The organism is Aliikangiella coralliicola, assembly GCF_007004725.1.
GTDB lineage: Bacteria > Pseudomonadota > Gammaproteobacteria > Enterobacterales > Kangiellaceae > Aliikangiella > Aliikangiella coralliicola.
In genome coordinates, this window is record NZ_ML660170.1 from 220665 (window position 1) to 245234 (window position 24570).

A 24570-nucleotide genomic window follows, 5' to 3' on the forward strand; every position below is an offset into this window, starting at 1 on the left:
TTTATCATCCTACCCCCCTCTCATGGGTGCTTTCGCGCACCTGGAATTTAAGGAGAATTAGCAATTGTGGATATCCGATTACTGGTATTATTGTGGGAGAAATGCTACGACTTGCGCCCTACATTCTTAACTTGCAATAAGAATTTTCCTGCTGTGTCATGTTTAATAATGGCAGTCTTAGCTTCATCCAACCTTATCTTTGGCCAAGCACCTTGACCAGCTTTAGAGCTGCGTAAAGACTCGGGTGAATGAGTGTTTTGCGACAAGTTCGCAGGTGTTTTTCCTATCTCTCTGGCGTTAGTTGTGCGCCGCAAATCTCTTCCTTTATTTTCATCATCAAATCTCATATGTAGTTACTCGTGAAGTAAAACCATAAATAAATATAAGTTTGAAAACACTATGGGTCAACACGCTAATAATTTATGAGAGCATGACTATTCAACCTTTAACCCAGTAACTAGACTATATTGAAAATCCCCAGGTAGAATTTCTTAATAATATTACTGATATTTACTTCGTACAAAATGAAAAACTGAGTAAAGTCTATAATCAGAGTCCTTAAAGGCGGATGGAAGATTGCAGAAGAATCTGATAACCCAAAATATGGAAAGGTGCTAAGTGTTAAACTTTCTATGATTGGAGATACAAAAAACGGGTTGCACTTAATAATGGAACCTGAAGGATTTGGAGTGGTTGATTATCACTATCAAACCATTGAAGAAGCTAAAGAAGACGCTTCGAAATTGTTTGGTATCGAATCAACAAGTTGGTAAATCGTAATGTATTCAGAGCGGTATTTAGCAATATAACAATGTTGCCGGAAAGCCCCGCATAGTGCGGGCCCTGTATATTTTAATCGCAATATTCCTACTGATTAGCTTTCATTATTCGTATTATTCTTTTAGTTGCCTGATCACATGATATTTCAATTTGAAGATCACTCGCTCCACTCACATGGGCGGCAAGGGCATACGAATAAAGCGCGTTTGTGTAGTCGTCCCACGTCGCATCGTTAGTCAGTAAATAGTCCGGGCCACCACAATTAGTAGGTGTAGGAGATATTTTAATATATACGCTTTTGGGCGCTTCATTTCGGACATAAATGGATGATATTTTTACATTAATGAAATCAGTTCCCGCTGAAACTGGTATACTCACCATTAGCATAACTAACATCAAAAAAACTTTATTCATATTGCTAAACCTTTTAGAAAACACTAACAAAACTCGAATCGAGATTATAAACTAAAAAGGACAGTATTACCCGTCCCCATATCACTGATTAGTTCTTATCGATTAAATTAATTAGATATTACTCTACCTTGTAAATTTAAAAGCATTGTGCGAATGCACCCTCTTTTCAATTCTCACTAAAACCGATAAGTCACATGCGCCCCAAAACTATTTGCACTTACTAGCTCTTTGCAGTTTCCAGTACAATTCGCATCGATGCTCACATTCCCAACATTATAACGAACTGACAGATCAGAAAAATCGTAAGCGATTTCAGTCAGGCGTAGCCCAAATGACAGATTTTGAGTAACAAGATAGTCATACTGCAAAACGGCTCCAATAGCGTCATCAAAGTTATAACGGGACGTCAGGCTAAAGCCAGCGCTGGATTCTTTATGTACAATTTGAGGTTGATAGTGGTAAGTTCCGCCCAGGCCAAACCGGTGTCGTCCATAATTATAAAACCCGATAAAATCGATGGTTCGTCGACTCATTGAAACAAAACCAGAACCATTTGAGCCATCGGTTAAATCCCCTTCGATGTCGTCAAACTGGTAACCAAAAGCAGTTGAGAGGCTAAATTGATCAAACAACGGGATTTCAACACCCGCAGCAAATTTCAGGAACCCACCAGCCTTTGCTTCATCTTCCCAGGTTTGGTTATCAATGCCAGCCCACGGCCCTACTACCCTTATCGGAATGCCGCTGTAAAACTGACCGTCTGCACGATTATAAAGCGGCAGCGGTTCAGTGCCGTCTCCCCCCGATTGAACAGCGACCTCCATGAACATATTCCACTCTGGTTTAAAAGCAATCTCTCTCGCCGAATCGTTTTGTCTGGCTGCAACCTGGAAGCTAATCAGCAGCAACAATATTGTAGAAACTAGTTTAATATTCACACTTATCCCTTTGCTTTTTTTAAAGATCTTACTTATTTTATGTATTAATTTGTAGTTTGTCATTTATTTTATCGTGTTATCATGGGCTAACAATTAAATCGTCTATTCAAAATGCCCATAGCTGCAACTCTAATATGCTAAAAACAGCGCTAATTAAACCTTTTCTACTCGTTATCTCAATTTCATGTCTCGCTTTATTAGTGCAATTGCTAGAACCAGATTCGGTGGCCTTATTTCGATACCAAAGAGACTCAGTGTTACAGGGCGAATGGTGGCGCATACTAACAGCAAATTTTACTCACAGTAGTTGGAATCACCTGTTGTTAAATCTAGCAGGTTTACTTCTGATTGATTACTTCTATCAACCTGTTATTACTCAAATTCACCGTGCCTGCTTGCTTCTTTTCTGTATGCTGTTCAACGTAGTGTTATTACATGTAATCCTAAAGCTTGAGTGGTATGTTGGACTCTCAGGGGCATTACATGGCTATCTGGTGGGCGGTGCGCTTTTAAGCTTCAAACGGGATAAGCTAATCAACGCGCTGATTTTAATTGTTGTTACCGGGAAACTGTTCGCGGAATTGAACTGGGATATTAATCAGGTTACTGCAGAGTTTATTAAATCCAATGTAGTCGAGGAAGCACATTTATATGGGGCAATTTCAGCCATCATCTATTTTGCAATCATTACATCTTATCGACTGTTTTTAAAACGAGAGAAAGGCGCTTAAGTAGCGCCTTTCTGAATAAAAAATCCTTTTTATAAAATGTCTTTCCTTAGCCAATTCTTTAACAATTAGTCAGTTTTATTTAAGAATAATCCTATCTTCGTTTTTGGCAATTGTTCCAACACCAATTCCTTTAACTGCAGCTAACTCTTCAACTTTTTCAAATTTTCCATGAGCTTTTCTGTAATCGACAATCGCAATTGCTTTTTTCATCCCAATTCCAGTTAACACATCAGCAATTTCTTTTGCGCCAGCAGTATTTAAGTTAATTTTATTGACTGTTTTGCTGACAATTGTTTTAGTCGTCTTTGGCTGAATGTTATCAGGTTTGGCAAAAGCAGGCTGCGAAAATGCAAGAACAGCTAATAGTGCAGTACCGATTAAAGATAGTTTTTTCATAGTCTCTCCTTAGATTAAGTAAGTAATTTCCCTCAAAAGGTAGCCAAACTTTACAATAAAAATTTTGAGTTGACTACAGGCTCGCAACACTTTCAGATATTTCGCACAAAGCACTTAGCGGATCTTCCGCCTGAGTGATAGGACGCCCAATAACCAGGTAATTTGCACCCGCATTTAAGGCTCGCTCTGGAGTCATTACTCGTGATTGATCGCCTTGATCACTGCCAACGGGCCTTATTCCAGGCGTGACTAACTTAAACTCCTTGCCGATTTCTTTGCGCAACATTTCTGCTTCTAGAGCCGAACAGACAATACCATCTAATCCTGCTGACTCAGCCATTTGAGCAAAATGCGATACTTGAGATTCGATATCACGCTGATATCCGATCTGGTCAAACTGATGCTTGTCCATGCTGGTTAATATGGTAACTCCGGTGAGTAGCGGTCTGTTGCCTCCTAAAGAGTTTAATGATTCAACCGCAGCCTGCATCATTTTTACCCCGCCAGACGCATGGACATTCACCATCCAAACACCTAGTTGCGCCGCCGCCTTGCAAGCTTTAGCAACCGTATTAGGAATATCGTGGAACTTGAGATCGAGAAATACCTGGAATTCTTTTTCGACAAGGTATCTAACCCAGTCGGGCCCAAATAAAGTAAACATCTCTTTACCAACTTTCAGTTTACATAAATTAGGGTCAAGTTTACTAACTAGTGTTTTTGCTTTTGATAAATCATCGAAATCTAAAGCGACGATTATTTTTGATTCTTGCGTTGATGATTCTTCGTTGTGCATTTGAAACTTACTCTCCTTCAATCCCCTGGATAGGTTTTACACTTCCCCAGGTTTTACACCCTGGGCATTGCCAGAATAATGTTTTTGAATCGAACCCACAGTGATTACAGTGATATACCGGTTTATTTTTCAGAAGCTTTGATACAACACCTTGCAGCATGATTAAACTTGGCCTACCACTTTCACTCGCATGTTTAATATGTAAATCGATTAACTTGAGTAACCCCTTAATTGAGGGATGTTTTACCATCTGCATTGCGATAAATTCCGCCGCAGCTCGATCACCGTCTGACGACTGAATTTCTTGCGCATAGGCTAATATCGTTGATACACCGGCTCCTTGCTCAATCGCCATTTCAAGAAAGGCTAACAATCCTTTTCTGTCATTAAGCTGGATAAAGCTCGAATGAATCTTTTCAATTGCTTTGGGTAGTAAACCTATGTCCTGACGAATTAGCTCACGGTAAGCTTTAATTGCCTGCTTGTACCGTCCCATCGAGTAGTGTAGATCGCCGCTGATTAAGGTTGCTCTCACACATCCAGGATCGACGTTTAACGCTTTTTTAACGTAGGCAACGGCTTCTCTTGGCGCTTCAGAGTACATACAGTTTTCTGCTAATTCGCAGTAAAAATGGGCGATTTCTATTTTTAGTGTTGGCGATGCGCTATGTTGTAGTTTTTCAGATACTTTAATCGCATTTTGCCAGTCTTTAGTCTGCTGATAAATATGCAACAGCTGCTTGAAGCTAGCTTGCTTGTGTGACTGATCGTTCACCAGTTCTTTAAAAATATTCTCCGCCCTATCCAGCAAACCCGCCGCCATATAATCATAACCGAGTTCCATCAATGACATCTTGCGATGAGAAGCGCTCAGAGAAGGACGAGCAATTAAATTTTGATGGATTCTAATCGCCTTATCGACCTCTCCCCTTCGTCGATAGAGATTTCCAAGTGCCAGGTGTGTTTCTACGGTTTCAGAATCAACTTCAAGCATACTGACAAAAGTATCAATAGCTTTATCAGCCTCTTCATTAAGCAGGTAATTAAGGCCGACAAAATACTTTCTTGATAACCCTGAATGCTGATGATCAGCTTGTGTGCTTTTCGACGATTTTCCCTTTGCATAGCCAAAATACCATGCCACCGGAAGCAGCAAAGCAAAGACTAATAATAACTCGTTCATATTTAATCAATTAATCCCTAAATTAATATTCATCTTTTATAGGTAGTGCTCTCAGGTTATTAACTTCTTTCTGGCATCCTTCTAACTTATTTTTTGCTTGGCGTAATTGAAATTTGGTTTTAAATAAATTACCGATAACGGAGGCAACTCCTAGTGCAAAACCAACTAGCAAGCAAAGTACCATAACCCAATTGAGTTGCCACTCTAATTGCCCACTAAAATAATTAATCATCACTAATGAGTCATTTTGTGCGAAAAATAACGCAGACACAACGAACAGAAGTAAAGATAAAATAATCGTAATAAAGTTTCGCAATTTGATCCCCTTATCAAGTCTCGTCGCATTTTATCTCAGAACACAGGCGATGGTCGATAAGCTTTTAGTGGTTTTGCTTAGATACAAAAAAAGCATATCCAAGATATGCTTTTTTGAGATTATTGCCTATTGGCAACTAGTCCATTTTATTGAGCCCGTCGTTAACTCTATCTCTCAATTCTTTGCCTGGCTTAAAGTGAGGGACATACTTACCCTCAAGCTCAACAGACTGCCCTGTTTTGGGATTTCTTCCGACTCTCGGCGCTCGGTAATGAAGCGAAAAACTCCCGAAGCCCCGGATCTCAATCCGCTCTCCTTTAGCAAGCGACTGTGCCATATGCTCTAATATGCTTTTAACAACTAACTCAACATCTTTAAGCGACAACTGTGTCTGTCGTGCTGCTAGTCTTTCGATTAATTCGGATTTTGTCATCAATCCATTCCTTTGCTTTTCTTAGGGACCATTCAATAAACATACAATAGACAATTTATTTGTAAAAAGCAAAAAAAAATGCCCAAAATCAATAGATTATGGGCATTTTTGAGTTTTTATATGACCGATTTATTCTCGATCTAACTGCTCTTTTAACAGGTCACCAAGTGTTGCTGGTGCAGCAGAACCGTCAGCATCTTTACTGAACTCAGCAATTGCTTCAGCTTCTTCCTGCTTATGCTTAGCTTTAATTGAAAGCGTAATTACGCGATTTTTCTTGTCAACCGCGGTAAACTTAGCTTCAACAGCATCACCAACGCTGAAGTGTTTAGCCGCATCATCAACTCGCTCATCACTAATTTCAGAGGCACGTAAGTAACCTTCTACGTTGTCTGCTAATGCAATCTTAACGCCTCGAGCTTCAACTTCAAGTACAGTACCATTAACAACTGTGCCTTTAGTGTGTTCAGCCAAGTATTGAGCAAATGGATCAGAATCAACTTGCTTGATACCCAATGAAATACGCTCTCTTTCCGCGTCCACAGATAATACAACTGCTTCAACTTCATCACCTTTCTTGTAATCTCTCACTGCTTCTTCACCAGTTGCAGTCCAAGAGATGTCTGAAAGATGAACCAGACCGTCAATTCCACCGTCAAGACCGATGAAAATACCGAAGTCAGTGATCGACTTGATTTTACCAGTTACTTTATCGTTCTTGTTGAACTTGCTCGCAAACTCAGTCCAAGGATTTGGTACACATTGCTTAAGTCCTAGTGAAATACGACGACGTTCTTCGTCGATATCAAGAACCATAACTTCAACTTCGTCACCAAGATTAACCACTTTACTTGGGTGGATGTTTTTGTTCGTCCAATCCATTTCAGAAACGTGAACAAGACCTTCAACACCTTCTTCGATTTCAACGAAACATCCGTAATCTGTAAGGTTAGTAACTCGACCAAATAATCGAGCGCCTTCAGGATAACGACGGTTCAAGTCTGCCCATGGATCTTCTCCAAGCTGCTTCATACCAAGAGAAACACGCTGACGTTCACGATCGTACTTAAGTACTTTAACGTCGATTTCGTCGCCAACTTGTACAACTTCAGATGGATGCTTAACACGTTTCCAAGCCATATCGGTGATATGAAGTAAGCCGTCAACGCCACCCAAATCAACGAAAGCACCGTAATCAGTTAAGTTCTTAACGATACCTTTAACTTGTGCGCCTTCTTCAAGACGAGCTAACAATTCTTCTCTTTCTGCAGAACTCTCTGCTTCAATAACACTTCTTCTTGAAACAACAACATTGTTACGTTTTTGATCAAGTTTGATAACTTTGAATTCTAATTCCTTTCCTTCAAGATGAGCAGTATCTCGAACTGGACGTACATCAACCAAAGAACCAGGTAAGAATGCACGAACATTTTTAACTTCAACCGTGAAACCACCTTTAACTTTACCAGTAATAATACCGATAACTGATTCGTTCGCTTCACAAGCTTTTTCTAAATCTAACCAAGTTTCGAATCGCTTAGCTTTCTCACGAGATAGTTGAGTTGAACCAAAACCGTCTTCAATTGCGTCTAATGCAACATCGATTTCATCGCCAACATTAACTTCTAATTCACCATGTTCATTTAAGAACTGAGATAGAGAAATAACACCTTCAGACTTAAGGCCTGCATTAACGGTGACCGTTTCACTATCTATTGCTACCACTGTGCCTCTAACAATCGCACCAGGGCGCATTTCAATTTCATTTAAACTTTGTTCAAACAGTTCTGCGAAATTTTCGCTCATCTTAAGTTACCTAAAATTGCACAATAAAAATATCTATTGCACTTGTTTTAAACTCCGAATAACTTCCAGTTAGTTCGGGATTATTAATGGATGGTTAGTTATTCCCTCAACAAGCCAAAAATATAAAATTAATATTTAACTAATACAAAGCTGCCGCACAGAAACATAGAAATGCATCTGAAACATACGACAGGAAATCAAATTTGAGGTTAAACTCCCCAGATATTCGACTTCTTACACCGGATAATCATCCCACCAAATTTCTAATTTGGGAGTAAATCCGGCATGCTTTTAGAAGCGAATTCAAGCACTTGAGTAAGCACTTCGGAAATAGTTAAATTTGAACTATCAACAACAAAAGCGCCTTCCGCAGGTACCAATGGTGCCACGGAACGCGTCTGGTCACGCTCATCGCGTGCTTTAATGCTGTCTAAAAGCGCGCGCATATTAGCATTAACACCCTTATTTTTCAACTGATTAAAGCGTCTTTCTGCCCTACATTCAGCGCTAGCGGTAAGGAAAATCTTGGCAGGTGCGTCGGGAAACACGATCGTCCCCATATCTCGACCATCAGCCACAAGACCTGGGCTTTGATAAAAATCTCTCTGTCTCGCTAATAACGCCTCTCTAACTTCAGCAATCACGGCGACTTGAGATGCAGCCTGCCCAGCTTCGTCTGTGCGAACAAAAGGCGCTAAATTTTCACCTTCTAATATTGGCTCTACTTCGCCATTCTCATCATTGATGCGAAACTGAAGATCCATATTTCGCGCAAGCTCAGCAACAGTCGCGACTTCAGAAAAAGCGATCCCATGGCGCTGTGCTGCTAGTCCTAGCACGCGATATAGCGCGCCACTATCCAAAATATGCCAATTAAGCTTTTGCGCAACGAGTTGTGTGATTGTGCCTTTGCCAGATCCTGATGGACCATCAATCGTTATTATTTTTTTTATATCAACCATTTAATGTCTTAAATTCTCTCATGAATTTAACCAATGCTTGAGCGCCTTCAAGTGGCACAGAATTGTATAAACTAACTCTCATACCACCTAAGCTTCGGTGCCCCTTCAACCCCATTAATTTAGCTTCTTGGGCTTGTATTAAAAACTTTTCGCTTAACGACTCATTCTTGAGGAAAAAGGGAATATTCATCATTGAACGATCTTTAACAGCAATAGGATTGGTAAAAAAATCATCTTCGTCAATACAATCATAAACCAATTGAGATTTTTGTTTCGCCAGTTCTTCCATCCGCATCACCCCACCTTGCTCTTGCAACCAATCAAAAACTAGACTGGCTAAATACCAGGCAAAAGTTGGTGGTGTATTCAGCATAGAACCGTTTTTAGCCTGTGCCTCATAGTTGAATACCTTTGGCAAACCGTCAAACTTCATTTGTTCGAAAAGTTCGCGTTTCACAATAACAATGGTCATTCCCGCCGGCCCAATATTTTTCTGGGCACCAGCATAAATCAAATCAAACGCTTTCATATCAAGGCGTTCAGATAAAATACACGATGACATATCTGCAATAAGCGGCCCGTTGGTTTGCGGGACTTGACTAAAACGCATACCTTCTATTGTTTCATTTGAAGTGAAATGAGTATAAGCAGGGTTTTCAGTCCGGTTCCAACTTTGCGAATCTGTTAACGAGCGAATACCATTTTCGTCGATATTTACTGCATTGATCATGTTAACTTTGCCAAATCTGGCGGCTTCCTCAGCTGCTTTTTTCGACCATACGCCATTTTCAACATACTCAGCTTCTCTTCCAGAGTGCAACAAACTCATTGGAATACTGGCAAATTGTAACGACGCGCCGCCTTGTAAAAACAAAACAGCAAATTCATCACCAATATCAAGCAGGTTACGAAGATCTTTTTCGGCTTTATTGGCTAACTCCTGGTAGTCTTTCGAGCGATGGCTGATTTCCATCACTGAAACGCCAAGACCATTCCAGTCAAGCAGCTCTTGCTGTGCCCTTAACATCACAGGCTCAGGCAACGCAGCCGGCCCCGCGCAAAAATTATATGTTTTACTCATCGTCAGAATCGTCTTGCTCAGCAGAATTAGAAGGTATTTCTTCGGCCGAAGTATTTTCACTAACAGAAGAGTTTTGTTCTCCCTTTTCAGTTGATACTTCAGCATCATTTTGTTCTATTTCATCATCGTTTTCTAATTCATCAATTCGCTGCAATCCAACCAGTGTTTCTCCTTCTTGTAGGCGAATTAGTCGGACACCCTGGGTATTACGACCCATTGTTCGAATCTCATCAACTCGTGTTCTAACTAGCGTACCGCCTTTGCTGATCAGCATAATTTCATCACCATCGCTTACACGAACCGCGCTAATTGCTTTACCGTTTCGCTCGCTTAATGTGATCGAAATAACACCTTGTCCACCACGGCCTCTCACAGGATGCTCGGTCATGCAAGTTCGCTTACCGTATCCATTTTCTGTCACTGTAAGAATCTGGCTATTCTCATCGGCCCTGACTAAAGCAATGACACACTGGTCCTCGCCCAGTCGCATACCGCGAACACCTCTAGCGGTGCGGCCCATTTGTCTGACATTATCTTCGTGGAAACGTATTACTTTTCCTGCGTCACTAAATAGCATCAGATGATCTTCACCATTGGTAACTACAGTACCAATCAACTGGTCGCCCTCATCTAACTTCAATGCAATGATTCCGTTAGAACGTGGTCGAGAGAAGTTTTCAAGAGAAGTTTTCTTAACAGTACCGTTTGCGGTAGCCATGAAGACAAATTGGTCTTTATCAAACTCTTTCACGTTCAATATGGTCGTAATTCTTTCGCCTTCAACCAAAGGTAGAATATTAACAATTGGCTTCCCTCTAGAACCCCGACTAGCAAGTGGCAATTCAAAAGTTCTTAACCAATAAACTTTACCGATACTTGAGAAACAAAGAATGGTTGCGTGAGTAGAAACAACAAGAAGCTTTTCGATAAAATCTTCATCTTTCATCTTGGTGGCAGATTTGCCTTTTCCACCACGACGTTGTGCCTCATAACTCGATAATGGTTGGTATTTTACGTACCCTTCATGGGACAGGGTAACAACAACATCTTCCTCAGGAATTAAGTCTTCAATTAAAAGATCAGCAGAGCTATTGGTAATCTCAGTTCGACGCTCATCACCAAACATTTCTTTCACTTCAACAAGCTCTTCACGAATGACTTCCATCAATCTCTCAGTACTTGCCAAAATGGCTAACAACTCACTAATTACAGCAATTAAGTCTTTGTAATCATTGATGATTTTTTCATGTTCCAAACCGGTCAACTTGTGTAGTCGTAAGTCTAGAATGGCTTGTGCTTGAACCTGAGAAAGATGGTATATGCCATCATGAAGACCATACTGAGATTCCAAATCATCTGGACGGCAGGCATCTGACCCAGCCGCATCTAACATACTCAGCACAGCGCGAGCTTCCCAACCTTTGGCCATCAATTGTTCTCTGGCTTCAGCAGGGGTCGGTGCTTTTTTAATCAGCTCAATAATTTCGTCAATGTTAGCGAGTGCAATAGCAAGACCTTCCAAAACGTGTGCTTTTTCTCTTGCTTTGCGTAAATCAAAAACGGTTCTACGAGTCACAACTTCACGACGATGACGAATAAACGCTTCAAGCATTTCCTTCAACGTGAATAACTTAGGTTGTCCGTTTTCGAGCGCAACCATATTAATCCCGAATACGGTCTGCATCTGAGACTGCGCATAAAGATTATTCATGACCACTTCGGAGTTTTCGCCTCGCCGCAGTTCGATCACCATGCGCATGCCGTCCTTATCAGACTCATCACGCAGCGCAGTAATTCCTTCGACCTTCTTTTCCTTCACTAACTCGGCTATTTTCTCGATGAGTCTCGCTTTATTTACCTGATACGGTAGCTCGGTAACAACGATGCTTTCTTTGCCGTTTTTATCATCAGTTTCAATATGGTGTCTGGCGCGAATGTAAATTCGTCCTCGTCCGGTCGTATACGCTTGAACGATACCTGCACGGCCGTTAATAATTCCCTGCGTTGGAAAGTCTGGGCCTGGGATATACTCCATCAAACCTGCAACGTCAATCTCGGAGTCATCCATCACCGCAAGGCAAGCGTTAATAACCTCGTTCAGGTTATGAGGCGCGATATTGGTCGCCATACCAACCGCGATTCCAGCAGAGCCATTTACTAATAAATTGGGGACTCGGGTTGGTAGTACAGTTGGTTCAGATTCGGTTCCATCATAGTTTTCAGCCCAATCTACTGTCTCTTTTTCTAAATCAGATAACAGCTGATGCGCCATTTTATCCATGCGGACTTCGGTATATCGCATCGCAGCTGGGGAGTCACCATCAACTGAACCAAAATTTCCCTGGCCATCGACTAGCATATACCTGAGAGAAAATGGCTGAGCCATACGAACAATTGTGTCGTAAACCGCAGTATCACCATGAGGATGGTATTTACCAATGACATCCCCGACAACACGGGCCGATTTTTTATAAGCTTTATTATAATCGTTTCCAAGCTCATTCATGGCGTATAAAACGCGGCGATGAACAGGCTTTAAACCATCTCTTACATCTGGCAATGCGCGCCCGACAATAACGCTCATCGCATAATCGAGGTAGGATACTTTTAACTCGTCTTCAATGTTAATTGGAAGGACTTCTTTTGCAAACTCACCCATAAACGGTCATCGTTCCTTATCTTATTGATTTTACGTGCTTTTTTGTTTTTCAACTATTAACAAAAAATTGTTCAAAAAACACTCAAATTTTGTCGCTATTAATGACAATATAAAGCTTGGGATTGTATCACAAAAGCACGACTTATTGCCCAGTTAATTTAGCCTTAGTTGAGGGGATTGTTACAAATTAATCGAAGGTTTCTATTGGTCTAGAAAAAGGTTGTCTTTGTACAAAAAACAATCAAAAAAATTACTCGGCCGCGTGAACCACAACTCGATTCCGTCCACGCCTTTTTGCCAGATACATCGCTTCATCCGCATTTGCAGTGATATCTTTCAGTAGGTAGCCACTGGACTTAGTGTCGGCAATACCGAAGCTCGCACTAACATCAAAGTCATATCCAGTGATGGAGGTTTCCATCTCGCTAATTCGAATTCTGCACTCGTCAGCAATTTTATGGGCTTGTTCTATATCACACCCTGGCAACAGGAGAGCGAACTCTTCACCACCGACTCGTCCAAAGATATCCACCTTACGCACACTGTCTTTGCAAGAGCCGGCCGCCAATCGCAACACTTCATCACCCGCAGGATGACCGTATGTGTCATTGATTTTCTTGAAGTTGTCCAAGTCAAACAAGATTAAACTCGCGCTTCTTCCTGACTTTGACAAGTACTCTAATACATCTTCAGTGCTTTGAGTAAAGTGGGCTCGATTGCAAATCCCGGTAAGGCTATCGTATTCAGCCAGGTATTTAAGACGCTGCTGAGAACGCTTAACATAGAACATCCAGGTTATGAGCAAAGACACTGATAAGATTAATAAACCGATTATCCACTTGTTGTATGTAGCCGTTTCTTCGGATAATTCTTTTTCTAATTGAAGGATTTCATTTTGTTTGTTGAGTAATGCTATTTGGTTGTCTTTTTCCGCAGAATATCTCTTCGCCGACTCAATTGCTAACTGCTTTGCATTCAGGTCACTAAAGTGAATCTTTTCTGCTTCAAGCAATTCCTCTAAATAGGTCACCGTTTTTTCGAATTCATTTTTCTTAAAATAAATCTTATATAACAGCCGATAAGCGTTAACAATAGGTCTAATTTTCGTCGCTCGATCACTATTGTTCTCTATAGACAATAGTGCATATTTCTCGGACAAATCGAGTTTATTTTCCAGCCAATACGCTTCAGCCAGAATCGAATAGGTATCTTTAATAAGGAGTTGATAGCCGCTTTTTTCTATTTCTTCTAAGTACGGCAATATAACATTGATTGCTTTTTCACTTAGATTTTCATCTAGATAAAACATTCCTAAGTAACTGCGAATTACGTTTGCAATAAGCTTTTCATTACTTTGCAAACATAACTTAATTGCATCATTAAACTTTTCTTCAGAAATTACGCTTTTCTTAAGCGATAACTCTGCATTAAGTTTCAAGCCAGATGCCATGCAAAGATTTCTTCCTGACACACCTTCCTGAATTATTGATGACATGTAGTCGTGGGTCTGCTGAAAATTTTCAACCTCGTTGTAAAAAACACCAGCAGCAATTAATCCTTGAGTTTTAACATCATTGTCATATATGCGATCTTTTAATTTTTCTATGACGTCTATAAATTTATAGCCTTCAGCCCATTCTCTTCTAAACGCATACAGATTCACCAAGGAAAGCGAAACGCGATAGCGCAATTCATTATCTGTCGAATTGTCAAATACGTGCATATAGTGCTTTATAGCTTTTGGCACATCGCCACTGTAAGCACTTTTATACCCGCTTAAATATAGAAAGAAATACTTTTGCCGAATAGACATTTTTTCGAACTTAGTTTCCAAATCTTGTACGAGAGAAGAAAACTGAGTTTTGTCTGATGACTTTACCAAATCGGCATTTTTGAGGAGTAAATCGATATCGGCGACCTCAGCCGCAGCCAGGTCGCCTAATAAACACAAACTAAGACTTAAGCAGCAAAGCCACTTAGTTACTATACGCATTGGGTATCGTGAAATCAGAAGTTAACAACAATATTAGATTCACCAGAATCTTTGTCATCTCCTTTGTCATCTGAATCCTGATCTTCATCGTCGTCATCCTTCGCAGGAACTAGCATACAAACAATTTTTGAACGAGTCCCAAGTAATTGCTCTAGTTGAGCTCGATCACCGCTCTTGAGAGCAGATATCTCGTCATCACTTAATTCAATATCACCCAAAACCTTATCCAAACTAGCAAAATCTTCATCAAAAGACACACCGCAACCTAGTTTTTCGATAGCTTCAAGAATTTTTTTCATTTTTTATTCCTAATTATAAAGTTCAAGTGCTTGGAACCGTCAATAATACGTTATTAACGATGTAAATCAAACAATTAGTATGAAAATTGCCTTAGCTTTTCTTCAACTCGACTATTAATTGACAATGGTAAACTTGGTGGAATAACTAATGTTGAGTAATCGTGCAGCTTTATGTCAATTAAATGATTTAATGGTATTTTTTCAATTCGAGTTTTACTAAGCGGTAAACTACTCGCCTCATAGACAATGACTTCATGGTCATCAGGATAATGTTCACTTAATAATTCGAGTAGAATTTTTCGATGAGAGCTTTTAGTTTCAAGTTTTTTCAACGAAATATCACCTGCGACTCCAATCTGCCATAATATTAAATAAGCTGATGGGTCTATTTTGCGCTGGTAAAGCATAAACTGGGTGGCTTCATATTGCTGGCAGCCATATTTTCCTGGATCAATCCCTAAGTCAGCAACCAAGCAATCTTCCGCAGATATGCCCGGTTCCATTTTTGCAGTAAACCCTTCATTCCTGGCTAATTCTATTGCTCTATGTGATACGTAAGCAAATACCCCTGGGTGGCCATACAGTACGCAACACACTCTTTTTCCGTCTCTAACTTCACTCAAAATTGCGTTAACCATCGAGTTATAAGTTTCTTTCCTAGAAACCTCTTCTTTATAAAATACCTGTAAACTTCGGACATCCTGGTTCATATCACTAATCCAGGCTTCCATAATCCCGCTCGAAACCGACATAAAAACAATGTCAGCATTGGTGATATACTCTCTCGCACGCGGTGTCATATGCCCGCCGAGCAATATACCAGTGCCGACAAAAACTAACCCGCCATCTTTTTCAACCATAATTACAAACTTCCTAATTAATACAATTTCCAGCTACTTTTTTTAATGCAACCAATTTGCGGATCGCTGTCAAATTCAGACTGACTAAAATCAACATAGATAGATCGACAAGAGCGAATCGCAGCTTTATTATCCAAGGCAACTGTATACCTGACTTCATCAATATCTGTGCTATCAAACAGGTGGGTAATCAAGGTAATCATTGCAATCTTCGCCGTCCCTTTTGGGCTAACTTTCGGCAACAATAAAACGCCTAACTCACCACTTTTTTCGTTTTTTTTGTCGAGACTGACTCCTATTAGCCCCAGTTTTTTTCCCAAATCCTCTCGATAAATGGAGAAATATAACTCTCTTGAATTATTAACAATGTAATTAAAATTTGAAGAAATTTCAGTTAAACTCAAAAACCTGACATGCTTCATCGTTCGTGAACACTGGAAAAGTGACATGTACAATTGCTCGTCACTTTCCTCCACCGGCTTAAGAATTAATTCTCCAGATCGAATGTCTGTTTGCATAATTATACGTTTAAAGCTAAATCAATCGATCTTAGCTTTCGCAACTTTTATGTCTCCAAACTCATTTTCAAAACGAGCAAAAATCACATAGTAGTCACTTAGTAACGGCAAACCTAAAATTGATTGATCAGGCCATCCTTCCAGTTGCGAGATAATTTTAAAAGATGCCTGCCCATGTTGCGGTGCATTAACTTGCCAATAGTCGTCTGAACGGCAGATTAAACTAACCTCTTTTTCCTGACAGTCTTCCGAGGCTTCAAAAATAAACTCAATATCAGGCCATTCTTCAACATTTAACTTTTCAAGCGGAATTCCCTCTTCCTTATACTCAAAAGTCAAAAATGGTTCGAGGATTTCTTTAAAAGTTGGGTTTATTTTCTCAAAACAATCAATGATGTAGTTGTAAACAACATTATCCAAAACCATTAAAGAAGCGCCTGTATCAACAAAAGCATTAGAATGGTGTCGTTCTAGTTTTTTGCCTTTAAGTAGAGGCGCATCAAATGGTTCGCAATTTCCAACCTTTACTTGTAACAACCGAACATTATAGTAAACATCGTCAATCACTTTTATACGAGTAAACTCGCCTTCATAGAGATCGGTGTCTTCCTCGCCTCCCCCTAAAATAAACATTCCCTGATTTAGCGGATCTTTCTTAAGTTCTTCCTTAGTTAATTTCGGCGCAGCGTGATGAATACTTGAGCGCCGAGTGACAAAGGAAAACTTATTAGCGGACACTCCCTGTTCTTCCAACTTAGTAAAATAAGGTTTCAAGTCTTCCTTTGGTTGAGACCTCAAAAATTTTCTAAAATCACTAACGGATTGTTTTTCTATTCCTGTGTTTTGCCAGGGAAACGTCACTTCTGGATTGACCTGCTTCTCTACCAAATATTCCTGTAAATTGTGTCCATCATTTAACTCATGAAATGCCAATCCTAATATTCCATCAGCATCGGCAAATGAGCCTTCAGAGTAAACAGTCGCGACCGAGACATTAGTGTTGTCTAATAGCATGCTACCGTTATGTGTAATCATATCAACGCCAGTCTTAACAACCGGCCCATACCAACCACCCATGCCATATTGTATACATTGAGCATAAGTCGTTGGTTTTAATTCCTGATCAATTTTTGTCTCATACGCCGCTTGAGTAACCACCAATGTGCTGCTTCCAGTATCAAGCACTAGCTCTGCAGTATCAGTTTCGCTGCCAAAACTCACAGTCACCGAAAAACCACCTCTTGCATACACATTCGTAATCGGCATTCGCAGCGTCTTTGCTCTACTATCCTTTCCCATCATTTATCTTCCGACAGTTAAGTAAGATTCATCATAGATGAACAATAAGGGTCAAATCAGGATCTTTCATCAGGTGAATTTAACAAACTAAATCACCTTTAGCGTTTAGATCTGCTTTTGACTCAACCTAAAAACAGGTAAAATATCAGTCAGTTAAACCGCGTGCAACAGAAAAAATGGCAAATTGATGCAGATAGATTCCAGAGAGCAAAACATTGAGCAAATAATAACCGCGGATTGGTTAATTCCGATGAACCAGGCTAATCACTGGCTTGAACATCACGCGATTGTTATCACCGGCAACAAAATCACCGATATTCTTCATCGAGATCAGGCAATTGACAAGTATCCTCAGGCACCGATAACAACCCTAAACGGGCAAGTGTTAATGCCAGGATTTGTCAACAGCCATTGTCATGCCGCAATGAATCTGTTGCGCGGTCTGTCCGATGATCTCCCTTTAAAAGAATGGCTAGAACAAGCTATCTGGCCAGTAGAAGCGCAATTTGTCGACGATACTTTCGTCTATCAGGGAACTCAGCATGCAATTGCCGAAATGATACGCTCCGGCACAACCTGCTTTCAGGACATGTATTTCATGCCAAATCAAATTGCGAAAGCAGCCCAAGAGTCTGGAATTCGAGCCAATATAGGGCTAGTTGTGGTTGAGTTTGAAACAAGCTGGGCAAAAAATGCGCAAGAATGTATTGATAAAGGGCTCGACGTTTTCGATCAATTCAAACATAGTAATACCATCAATTTTAACTTCGCACCTCACGCGCCTTACACCGTTTCAAAAAACACATTGGAAAAGCTCGGCACATTATCTAACGAGCTCAATCTTACGTTGCAAATCCACGTGCACGAAACAGCCAATGAGGTAGAATCATTTGTCGCAGAACATGGAATTAGGCCGCTTGCTCGCTTAAAAGAAATTGGCCTTTTATCGCCGCTACTAAATGCCGTTCATATGACACAACTTAACGAAGGCGAAATCGAATGGTTAGCTGAATCTGCCTGTCATGTCATTCACTGTCCACAATCAAATATGAAACTAGCCAGCGGCGTTTGCCCGACTATTCACTTGATAGAGGCCGGTGTTAATCTCGCTATTGGTACCGATGGCGCGGCTAGTAACAATGATCTTGATATGATTGATGAAACACGGTCGGCGTCACTACTAGCTAAACTTGATTACCTTAATCCTACAGCACTAACCGCTTATCAATCTCTGTACGCAGCAACTATGGGTGGAGCAAAAGCGATGGGCCTTCAGGAAAAAATAGGTTCGTTGGAGGTCGGCAAAGCCGCTGATATTATTGCCATAGACCTAAACCGAATAGAAACTCAACCCGTTTACAACCCAATCTCTCAAATCGTTTATGCAGCAAGTCGAGATCAGGTCACCAACGTTTGGGTTAACGGTAAACAACTACTCAAAGACCGCGAGTTAAGCACCTTAAATTCACCGCTAATATTACAACACGCTCAAAACTGGCGGCACAAAATTATTAATCGATAACGACTTACAAGAGTAAAACTGCTCTCAACTATTGAGTCATTGAAAACTATTTAAGTCATCGCTTTTTAACAAAGTGAATTGACACTGTAAAAGTCATACGGAAAAAATTAATGAACACAACTCAAAATGTCGACCCGGCCGAAATAAAAAAGTTTTCAGAACTTGCCTCTCGTTGGTGGGATAAAGAAAGTGAGTTTAAACCACTTCATGAAATTAACCCGTTACGTCTGGGCTACATTGAAAAGTTAGCAAAAGGATTAAACGGTAAAAGAGTTATTGACGTTGGTTGTGGCGGTGGCATTTTAACTGACTCTATGGCAGCAAAAGGTGCTAGCGTTATTGGTATAGATATGGCGGAAGCGCCGCTCTCCGTTGCAAAACTTCACCAGTTAGAATCTGGTCAACAAGTCGAGTACATTCAATCAACGGTTGAAGCGATGGCAGAAAAACATGCAGGAGAGTTCGACGTTGTTACCTGTCTTGAAATGATGGAACACGTCCCTGATCCTGAATCAGTTATCACTGCTTGCGCAAAGTTAGTGAAGCCTGGCGGTGATGTATTCTTTTCAACTATCAACCGCACAGCCAAAGCATTCGCGTTTGCGATTGTTGGTGCCGAATATTTATTAAAATTACTTCCCAAAGGCACCCATCAGTACGACAAATTTATCAAGCCTTCCGAAATTGCACGATGGTCTCGTGGCGCAAATTTAGAAATCAAAGACATGATCGGTATGCACTACAACCCTATTACCAAAAATTATAAATTGGCTGCTGGTGTTGATGTCAATTATATTGCACACTTGAAACCTTCGTTATAAATAAAAATAGATACCATAAAAATGATAGCAGCAGTATTTTTTGATCTGGATGGAACACTTGTTGATACAGCACGTGATTTAGGTAACGCCATTAATCGAGTTCTGACAGAACATGGCAAAGCCCCCCTTCCTCAGGAAATTATTCGTCCTTATGTTTCCGGTGGTTCACCGGCATTGATAAAACTGGGGTTTGACATCACATCAGAGCATAATGATTTCGAACAACTGAAACAATCATTTCTCGATTACTACGCACAAGCACTTGACTCTCATTCACATTTGTTCCCAGGCATTCAAAACTGTTTAACTGAATTAGAAAAACATAATATTCCCTGGGGAATTGTCACCAACAAACCTGATTTCTTAACGCAGCCTTTACTCGCAAAACTCGAACTCAAAACTCGCGCATCGGTGATTATTTCCGGTGACACTTTTCAACAAAAAAAACCGGATCCTTACCCTTTAATTCAAGCTTGTTTGCGCGCTGAAGTTCCTCCTGAAAAATCAATTTATGTCGGTGACGACGAAAGAGATATTATTGCGGCCAATGCAGCAAATATGATTTCTATGAGTGTAGGATGGGGATATCCGGGAGATAAAGACCCACAACAATGGCGCTCAGACTACTATGTCGCTAAAAGTGAAGAACTCATATCAATGCTCAAAACTTTTATTGAGTAAATAACCTGAGTTCGGAATAAATAGTCTCACCTGTATCTAACACGTGAAGTTACCTAACACTTAAAATTATCTAACACTTGAAACTATCTAACTGAAAATTCAAAACCTAGAGTTGCCAGGTTAAGCTAAATTTGACCCCGCTTTCATCAGCCAGGTTTTCAGCTTTCACTCTGGCCTCATGAAAATCGGCGATTAACTTCACAACGTATAAACCTAGCCCCAGGTTTGGGCTGTGCGAATCAACTTTTTGAGCGTTAGCACCACCTGGTTGTTGGTGATTTCTGATTGAAACTAATGATTGAAAAATCTTTTTCTGATTTTTACGCGGAATTGTCGGGCCTGAATTAGTCACTGACAAAGTAACTTGATTGTCCGATCGTTCTAATCCAATAATGATTGGCGCATCGACACTCGAAAAGTCCATCGCGTTAGACAATAGCTTGTCCAGCAGCTCTGCTAAAAGATCTGTCGAGACAGACTTCTCAAGTTGTTTCTGTTCACTTTCAAACTTAAACTGATAGTCAGCGAACGAGTGTTGAAAACCTGCAATAACCTGGTTTACGAAGTCAACTAAATCTACTTGTTCGAACTGCGCCGACTGCATGGCCTCTTTGATGCCTGTCGCCTGTCGCATTCGGCGAATGATTTCGCCCAGCCTTTGGGTTCCCTGTAATGCTCTTTGAATAGTCTCTTTAGCTTGTGCATCGTCAGTGTTAATCAATAAATTGTCGAGCGAACTTCTAACGATTGCAATGGGTGTTCTTAATTCATGGGAAAGCATTGATGCAAGCTTTTCCAGATAATCATTATAATCAAATAATTTATTACCCATTTGAATGAATGCATTGGTCAGGTCATCAATTTCGTCACCAACTTTTGCTTCGATTTCCATTGGAGCCAGCATTCTTCCCTGTTCGTCAACCACCTGGTTAACTCTGTTTTTAAGGCGACTCACTCTCAAAGTGACGCGCGACACATACCACACCACTAAAGCTAGAATCGCGAGAAAAATAATTGTCATGACATACAACATTTGCCCCAATGTTTTACGCTGAAGCAGTTGAACTCGCGCCACATTTTCTTCGATAAAAACAGCACCGATAACCTGGCTGTCAACCAAAATGGGCGTTGACGCTAGCGCAATAGAATAAGAGCCATCTTTAGAAGACTCAACTGATGAAGATGGCCTCCCTTTTAATGATTCAAAGATGACAGTGGAATCAAGCCTGACTCTATCATCTCGCCGATCAATCACCTCGGTAGCCTGACTACTCAACAACCAGTTGACTAACGGATTAGTATCAACTGTTAGTGGGATATTTTGCAAGTTGCCATTTCGGGCCAACACCCTCCCATCAGGATCCAGCACCCAAACCCGCTGGCCAGGTAACAAATCAAGCTCAGAAACAAAATGATTAATATTCGTTGAGGGCCATACCACCGGGCTAAGTTCAAACTGGCTGGTTGAAACAACGCTTTCCGCTTCGCTGAGCCCTTTATTATTTACGTTAAGATAAGTGATACGTAGTTGCTTGGGTTGATAACCCGAAGGGAATTTTAATTCCAGATTAAATCCGTCGTTGGTTTCTTGCCATACTGCCGAATATCGCCAGTCAATTCGGATTTCACCATCGGCAAATTTTTTAACGGGAATATTTCCCGGAGCCCTTGGCGAAATATAAATTCTTTCTAGCCCACTTTCATTATCAAGAAAATCAATCGTTATCTGATCGGAAAAATAATTAAGATCAGGTTCGGGATAAATAATCGATTCATCATCAATTTCAATTGATAAATAAAGATGCTTATCATAGCTGGCGAGAAGCGCAGAAAAAGCGCCTTGCTGACTGGCCGAACTTTCAGTTTTAAATGATTGTCGAAATTTCTCAATAAATAACCACTCTTCAAAAAAGCCATCAAGTAATACCGGCTGATTGAGCGGAAAAACAAACAACTCATCAGCGACAAAGTTCTGGCTATCGGGCAAGATGCTCTCTGTGAACCAAGATTGATTAGCTTCAAGTTGCAAACTGACGAGTCGAGAAGACAACAATAAATTGTGTTTTAAATTTTCAACCAGTGCCTTCTCAACTTCTTTAAGCAGAACGACTGCAGCCACCGGGATTAATAAAACCAGCAATACAATTGAGGTGAATTTCGCCCTTAAGGACCAACGCGCCGGGTTTACGCTTTCCAACGATATCCCATCCCATATACGGTCTCAATACGATCAAACTCGGCGTCAATCGCAACAAACTTTTTTCGTAGTCTTTTTATGTGAGAAGTGACGGTACTATCATCAACAATGGCCTTGGCGGCTTCCATCAGTTGGTCGCGATTTTTAACATGTCCAGGTCTTTTAACCAGCGCGTGCAATATCCAGAATTCAGTTAAAGTGATTTCTAACGGCTCAGATTGCCAGCTGGCAGTAAACCGATTGACGTCTAACTGCAATGCCGCCACTTCAATCAACTCATCGGCGTTATCCTGAGTATTTTTTAGCGAATCAATCCGTCTAAACAAAGCCGAAATACGGACCAGAACCTGGGTGAGGCTGATATCTTTGGTTAAATAATCATCAGCGCCAAGGCGCAATCCCGAAATCGTATCAAACTCGCTATCTAGCGCCGTCAGAAAAATGATAGGTAAAGTGGCTGATTGTGCACGTAAATAGCGGCAAAGTTCGAAGCCCCCTTCAGGCTCATCACCCAATCCAACATCAAGTATCGCCAAATCAGGTAGTCGAGTTTCAAATGCAGATAAAGCTTCTTGTTTAGTTTCGTACGAATATACTTCATATCCTTGTTTTCTTAATGAAGCCACATAATTTTCCCTAATCGCTTTTTCGTCCTCTACCAGCGCAATTCTCTTAGCCATTAACTCACCTGCTTTATTAATTAAGAACCTAATGAATGTTTTCAGAATAATACCCGAATCAATCGGCAAAGACATTCAATCAGTCGCAATGCCATTATTTTGCCACATTCTGACTAAAACTTACCTCTTTTGACTCGTTTCCCTGCCCGATTGTTGCGGTTTAATAGCATCATCCAAGGGAAATGAGGCAGACGAAGGGAAGCAAATAGAGTAGCTCACAGGAATTAAACATCAGCCACTTTCTCCTGGATAACTTAGACATAAACCTGACCAAACGATGTTAAGGACAAAGACGAAGACCAGGGATGGTCAACTAGCAAAAGTAGTCAACTCGCAGGTTAGTCGTTACGAATTTTGAATATCAAATGTTAGTGCGAATAGATTTTTAAACTGAAGAAATTTAAACAAACCAGAAATTAAACAAACCGGAACAGAGGAAATTGAAATGAAAAAAGCAATCGTTATCTCAACATTAGTCGCTGCAGCTATCGTTAACTCAGGCCAGGCTCACGCCGAAGCCAGCAAGGAAGAAAACGTCGGATTCGCATCAGGTGCAATTGCAGGCGCGGCGCTAGGTGGTCCAATTGGATTAATCATTGGCGCAGCTACCGGCGCAATACTTGGTGAGCAGGTAGAAAAAGCCAACGACCTTGAAGAAGTTAAACAAGAACTTTCCGATTCAATTAATCGAGAAAAACAACTTAGCCAGGAGATAGCGATGATTCAAGAAAACATGGAATTCGAGCATAGCTCAACCAATACTGACAAATCGGCCATAGACAGCCAATGGATGACCGAAGGATTAACACTCAATGTCATGTTTACCACCAATTCGTCCGAGTTATCAGACAATGACTTTGCAAATGTCAGAAAATTATCGGCTTTAATGGTCAAGTTTCCAGAATTAAACATTCAGCTCGACGGCTACAGCGACCCCCGCGGAACCAAGGCTAGCAACCTGAAATTGTCGCAACATCGAGTCAATGCCGTTAAGCAAGCTTTTGAAACCTACGGAATTAGCGCTGACCGAGTAATTGCCAAAGCCCATGGCGAAGTATCTGGAACGGGCATTGAAGGTAATATGGACGCCTACGCAATGGCTCGAAAAGTTAGCGTGAACTTTGTTACCCAAACCGACGAACTGGTTGCACAAAACTAAAATCAGGAAATCGGATTAATCATCTTTCCATACGAGGTTATTTCCC

At 40.7% G+C, this 24570-nt stretch carries 25 protein-coding genes; 6 read left to right on the forward strand and 19 right to left on the reverse strand.

All coding sequences use genetic code 11. The annotated features are described in order from the left end of the window. Positions 1-104: 104 nt before the first annotated feature. Complete coding sequence (locus FLL46_RS23060; protein WP_142934164.1) at positions 105-347, reverse strand: hypothetical protein; 243 nt, start codon at positions 345-347, stop codon at positions 105-107. Positions 348-632: 285 nt separating this feature from the next. Here FLL46_RS23060 and FLL46_RS27215 point away from each other — a divergent pair, with 285 nt between their 5' ends. Continuing rightward, positions 633-773, forward strand: a complete 141-nt coding sequence (locus FLL46_RS27215; protein ID WP_168204296.1) for a hypothetical protein — start codon at positions 633-635, stop codon at positions 771-773. Positions 774-867: 94 nt separating this feature from the next. Here FLL46_RS27215 and FLL46_RS23065 read toward each other — a convergent pair whose 3' ends face one another. Together FLL46_RS23065 and FLL46_RS23070 are read right to left on the reverse strand one after the other, a co-directional pair. Then, positions 868-1176, reverse strand: a complete 309-nt coding sequence (locus tag FLL46_RS23065; RefSeq protein ID WP_142934166.1) for a hypothetical protein — start codon at positions 1174-1176, stop codon at positions 868-870. A gap of 194 nt (positions 1177-1370) precedes the next feature. Further along, positions 1371-2132 carry a hypothetical protein gene (locus tag FLL46_RS23070; RefSeq protein WP_142934168.1) on the reverse strand — a complete coding sequence of 254 codons (762 nt, stop codon included), beginning with the start codon at positions 2130-2132 and terminating at the stop codon, positions 1371-1373. A gap of 134 nt (positions 2133-2266) precedes the next feature. Here FLL46_RS23070 and rrtA point away from each other — a divergent pair, with 134 nt between their 5' ends. Then, positions 2267-2863 (forward strand): rhombosortase, encoded by a 597-nt coding sequence (gene rrtA, locus FLL46_RS23075; protein ID WP_142934169.1) that lies wholly within the window; start codon positions 2267-2269, stop codon positions 2861-2863. Between the two features lie 75 nt (positions 2864-2938). Here the strand turns inward: rrtA and FLL46_RS23080 are convergent, their stop codons facing one another. The 14 genes from FLL46_RS23080 to FLL46_RS23145 all read right to left on the reverse strand — a co-directional run bounded on the left by FLL46_RS23080 (position 2939) and on the right by FLL46_RS23145 (position 17467). Next, positions 2939-3259, reverse strand: a complete 321-nt coding sequence (locus tag FLL46_RS23080) for a ComEA family DNA-binding protein (protein ID WP_142934171.1) — start codon at positions 3257-3259, stop codon at positions 2939-2941. Between the two features lie 73 nt (positions 3260-3332). Next, positions 3333-4055 carry an orotidine-5'-phosphate decarboxylase gene (pyrF, locus tag FLL46_RS23085; RefSeq protein ID WP_142934173.1) on the reverse strand — a complete coding sequence of 241 codons (723 nt, stop codon included), beginning with the start codon at positions 4053-4055 and terminating at the stop codon, positions 3333-3335. Positions 4056-4062: 7 nt separating this feature from the next. Continuing rightward, positions 4063-5238 carry a lipopolysaccharide assembly protein LapB gene (gene lapB / locus FLL46_RS23090; RefSeq protein WP_142934174.1) on the reverse strand — a complete coding sequence of 392 codons (1176 nt, stop codon included), beginning with the start codon at positions 5236-5238 and terminating at the stop codon, positions 4063-4065. A 22-nt stretch (positions 5239-5260) separates the two neighbouring features. Further along, positions 5261-5554 carry a lipopolysaccharide assembly protein LapA domain-containing protein gene (locus FLL46_RS23095; protein ID WP_142934176.1) on the reverse strand — a complete coding sequence of 98 codons (294 nt, stop codon included), beginning with the start codon at positions 5552-5554 and terminating at the stop codon, positions 5261-5263. Positions 5555-5690: 136 nt separating this feature from the next. After that, on the reverse strand, positions 5691-5987 hold the full coding sequence (gene ihfB, locus FLL46_RS23100) for an integration host factor subunit beta (protein ID WP_142934178.1): 297 nt from the start codon (positions 5985-5987) through the stop codon (positions 5691-5693). 129 nt (positions 5988-6116) lie between these two features. Next, a complete protein-coding gene (rpsA, locus tag FLL46_RS23105) occupies positions 6117-7793 on the reverse strand; it encodes a 30S ribosomal protein S1 (protein ID WP_142934180.1) in 1677 nt (558 codons plus the stop codon). A gap of 263 nt (positions 7794-8056) precedes the next feature. After that, positions 8057-8755 (reverse strand): (d)CMP kinase, encoded by a 699-nt coding sequence (gene cmk, locus FLL46_RS23110; RefSeq protein ID WP_142934182.1) that lies wholly within the window; start codon positions 8753-8755, stop codon positions 8057-8059. After that, on the reverse strand, positions 8748-9836 hold the full coding sequence (serC, locus tag FLL46_RS23115; protein WP_142934184.1) for a 3-phosphoserine/phosphohydroxythreonine transaminase: 1089 nt from the start codon (positions 9834-9836) through the stop codon (positions 8748-8750). The genes cmk and serC overlap by 8 nt, the downstream gene beginning before the upstream one ends. Beyond that, positions 9829-12495, reverse strand: a complete 2667-nt coding sequence (gene gyrA / locus FLL46_RS23120) for a DNA gyrase subunit A (protein WP_142934186.1) — start codon at positions 12493-12495, stop codon at positions 9829-9831. The genes serC and gyrA overlap by 8 nt, the downstream gene beginning before the upstream one ends. A 250-nt stretch (positions 12496-12745) precedes the next feature. Then, on the reverse strand, positions 12746-14488 hold the full coding sequence (locus FLL46_RS23125; protein ID WP_142934188.1) for a tetratricopeptide repeat-containing diguanylate cyclase: 1743 nt from the start codon (positions 14486-14488) through the stop codon (positions 12746-12748). 14 nt (positions 14489-14502) lie between these two features. Further along, complete coding sequence (locus FLL46_RS23130; protein WP_142934190.1) at positions 14503-14787, reverse strand: hypothetical protein; 285 nt, start codon at positions 14785-14787, stop codon at positions 14503-14505. 74 nt (positions 14788-14861) lie between these two features. After that, on the reverse strand, positions 14862-15647 hold the full coding sequence (locus FLL46_RS23135; RefSeq protein WP_142934191.1) for an SAM-dependent methyltransferase: 786 nt from the start codon (positions 15645-15647) through the stop codon (positions 14862-14864). A 17-nt stretch (positions 15648-15664) separates the two neighbouring features. Beyond that, on the reverse strand, positions 15665-16165 hold the full coding sequence (locus FLL46_RS23140; RefSeq protein WP_142934192.1) for a GNAT family N-acetyltransferase: 501 nt from the start codon (positions 16163-16165) through the stop codon (positions 15665-15667). A 21-nt stretch (positions 16166-16186) separates the two neighbouring features. Then, positions 16187-17467 carry a pepsin-like aspartic protease gene (locus FLL46_RS23145; RefSeq protein ID WP_142934193.1) on the reverse strand — a complete coding sequence of 427 codons (1281 nt, stop codon included), beginning with the start codon at positions 17465-17467 and terminating at the stop codon, positions 16187-16189. A gap of 184 nt (positions 17468-17651) precedes the next feature. On the opposite strand from FLL46_RS23145, the gene FLL46_RS23150 reads away from it, so the two are divergent. The 3 genes from FLL46_RS23150 to gph all read left to right on the forward strand — a co-directional run bounded on the left by FLL46_RS23150 (position 17652) and on the right by gph (position 20488). Next, entirely contained in the window at positions 17652-18986 is a 1335-nt protein-coding gene (locus FLL46_RS23150) for a TRZ/ATZ family hydrolase (RefSeq protein ID WP_142934194.1), read from the forward strand. Positions 18987-19096: 110 nt separating this feature from the next. Further along, a complete protein-coding gene (gene ubiG / locus FLL46_RS23155; protein ID WP_142934195.1) occupies positions 19097-19807 on the forward strand; it encodes a bifunctional 2-polyprenyl-6-hydroxyphenol methylase/3-demethylubiquinol 3-O-methyltransferase UbiG in 711 nt (236 codons plus the stop codon). A 21-nt stretch (positions 19808-19828) separates the two neighbouring features. Then, a complete protein-coding gene (gene gph, locus FLL46_RS23160) occupies positions 19829-20488 on the forward strand; it encodes a phosphoglycolate phosphatase (protein WP_142934196.1) in 660 nt (219 codons plus the stop codon). Positions 20489-20594: 106 nt separating this feature from the next. Here the strand turns inward: gph and FLL46_RS23165 are convergent, their stop codons facing one another. Both FLL46_RS23165 and pdsR read right to left on the reverse strand, forming a co-directional pair. Beyond that, a complete protein-coding gene (locus FLL46_RS23165) occupies positions 20595-22685 on the reverse strand; it encodes an ATP-binding protein (protein WP_142934197.1) in 2091 nt (696 codons plus the stop codon). Next, entirely contained in the window at positions 22673-23365 is a 693-nt protein-coding gene (gene pdsR / locus FLL46_RS23170; RefSeq protein ID WP_142934198.1) for a proteobacterial dedicated sortase system response regulator, read from the reverse strand. The genes FLL46_RS23165 and pdsR overlap by 13 nt, the downstream gene beginning before the upstream one ends. A 445-nt stretch (positions 23366-23810) precedes the next feature. Here pdsR and FLL46_RS23175 point away from each other — a divergent pair, with 445 nt between their 5' ends. Further along, a complete protein-coding gene (locus tag FLL46_RS23175) occupies positions 23811-24524 on the forward strand; it encodes an OmpA family protein (RefSeq protein ID WP_142934199.1) in 714 nt (237 codons plus the stop codon). The last annotated feature ends 46 nt before the right edge of the window (positions 24525-24570 follow it).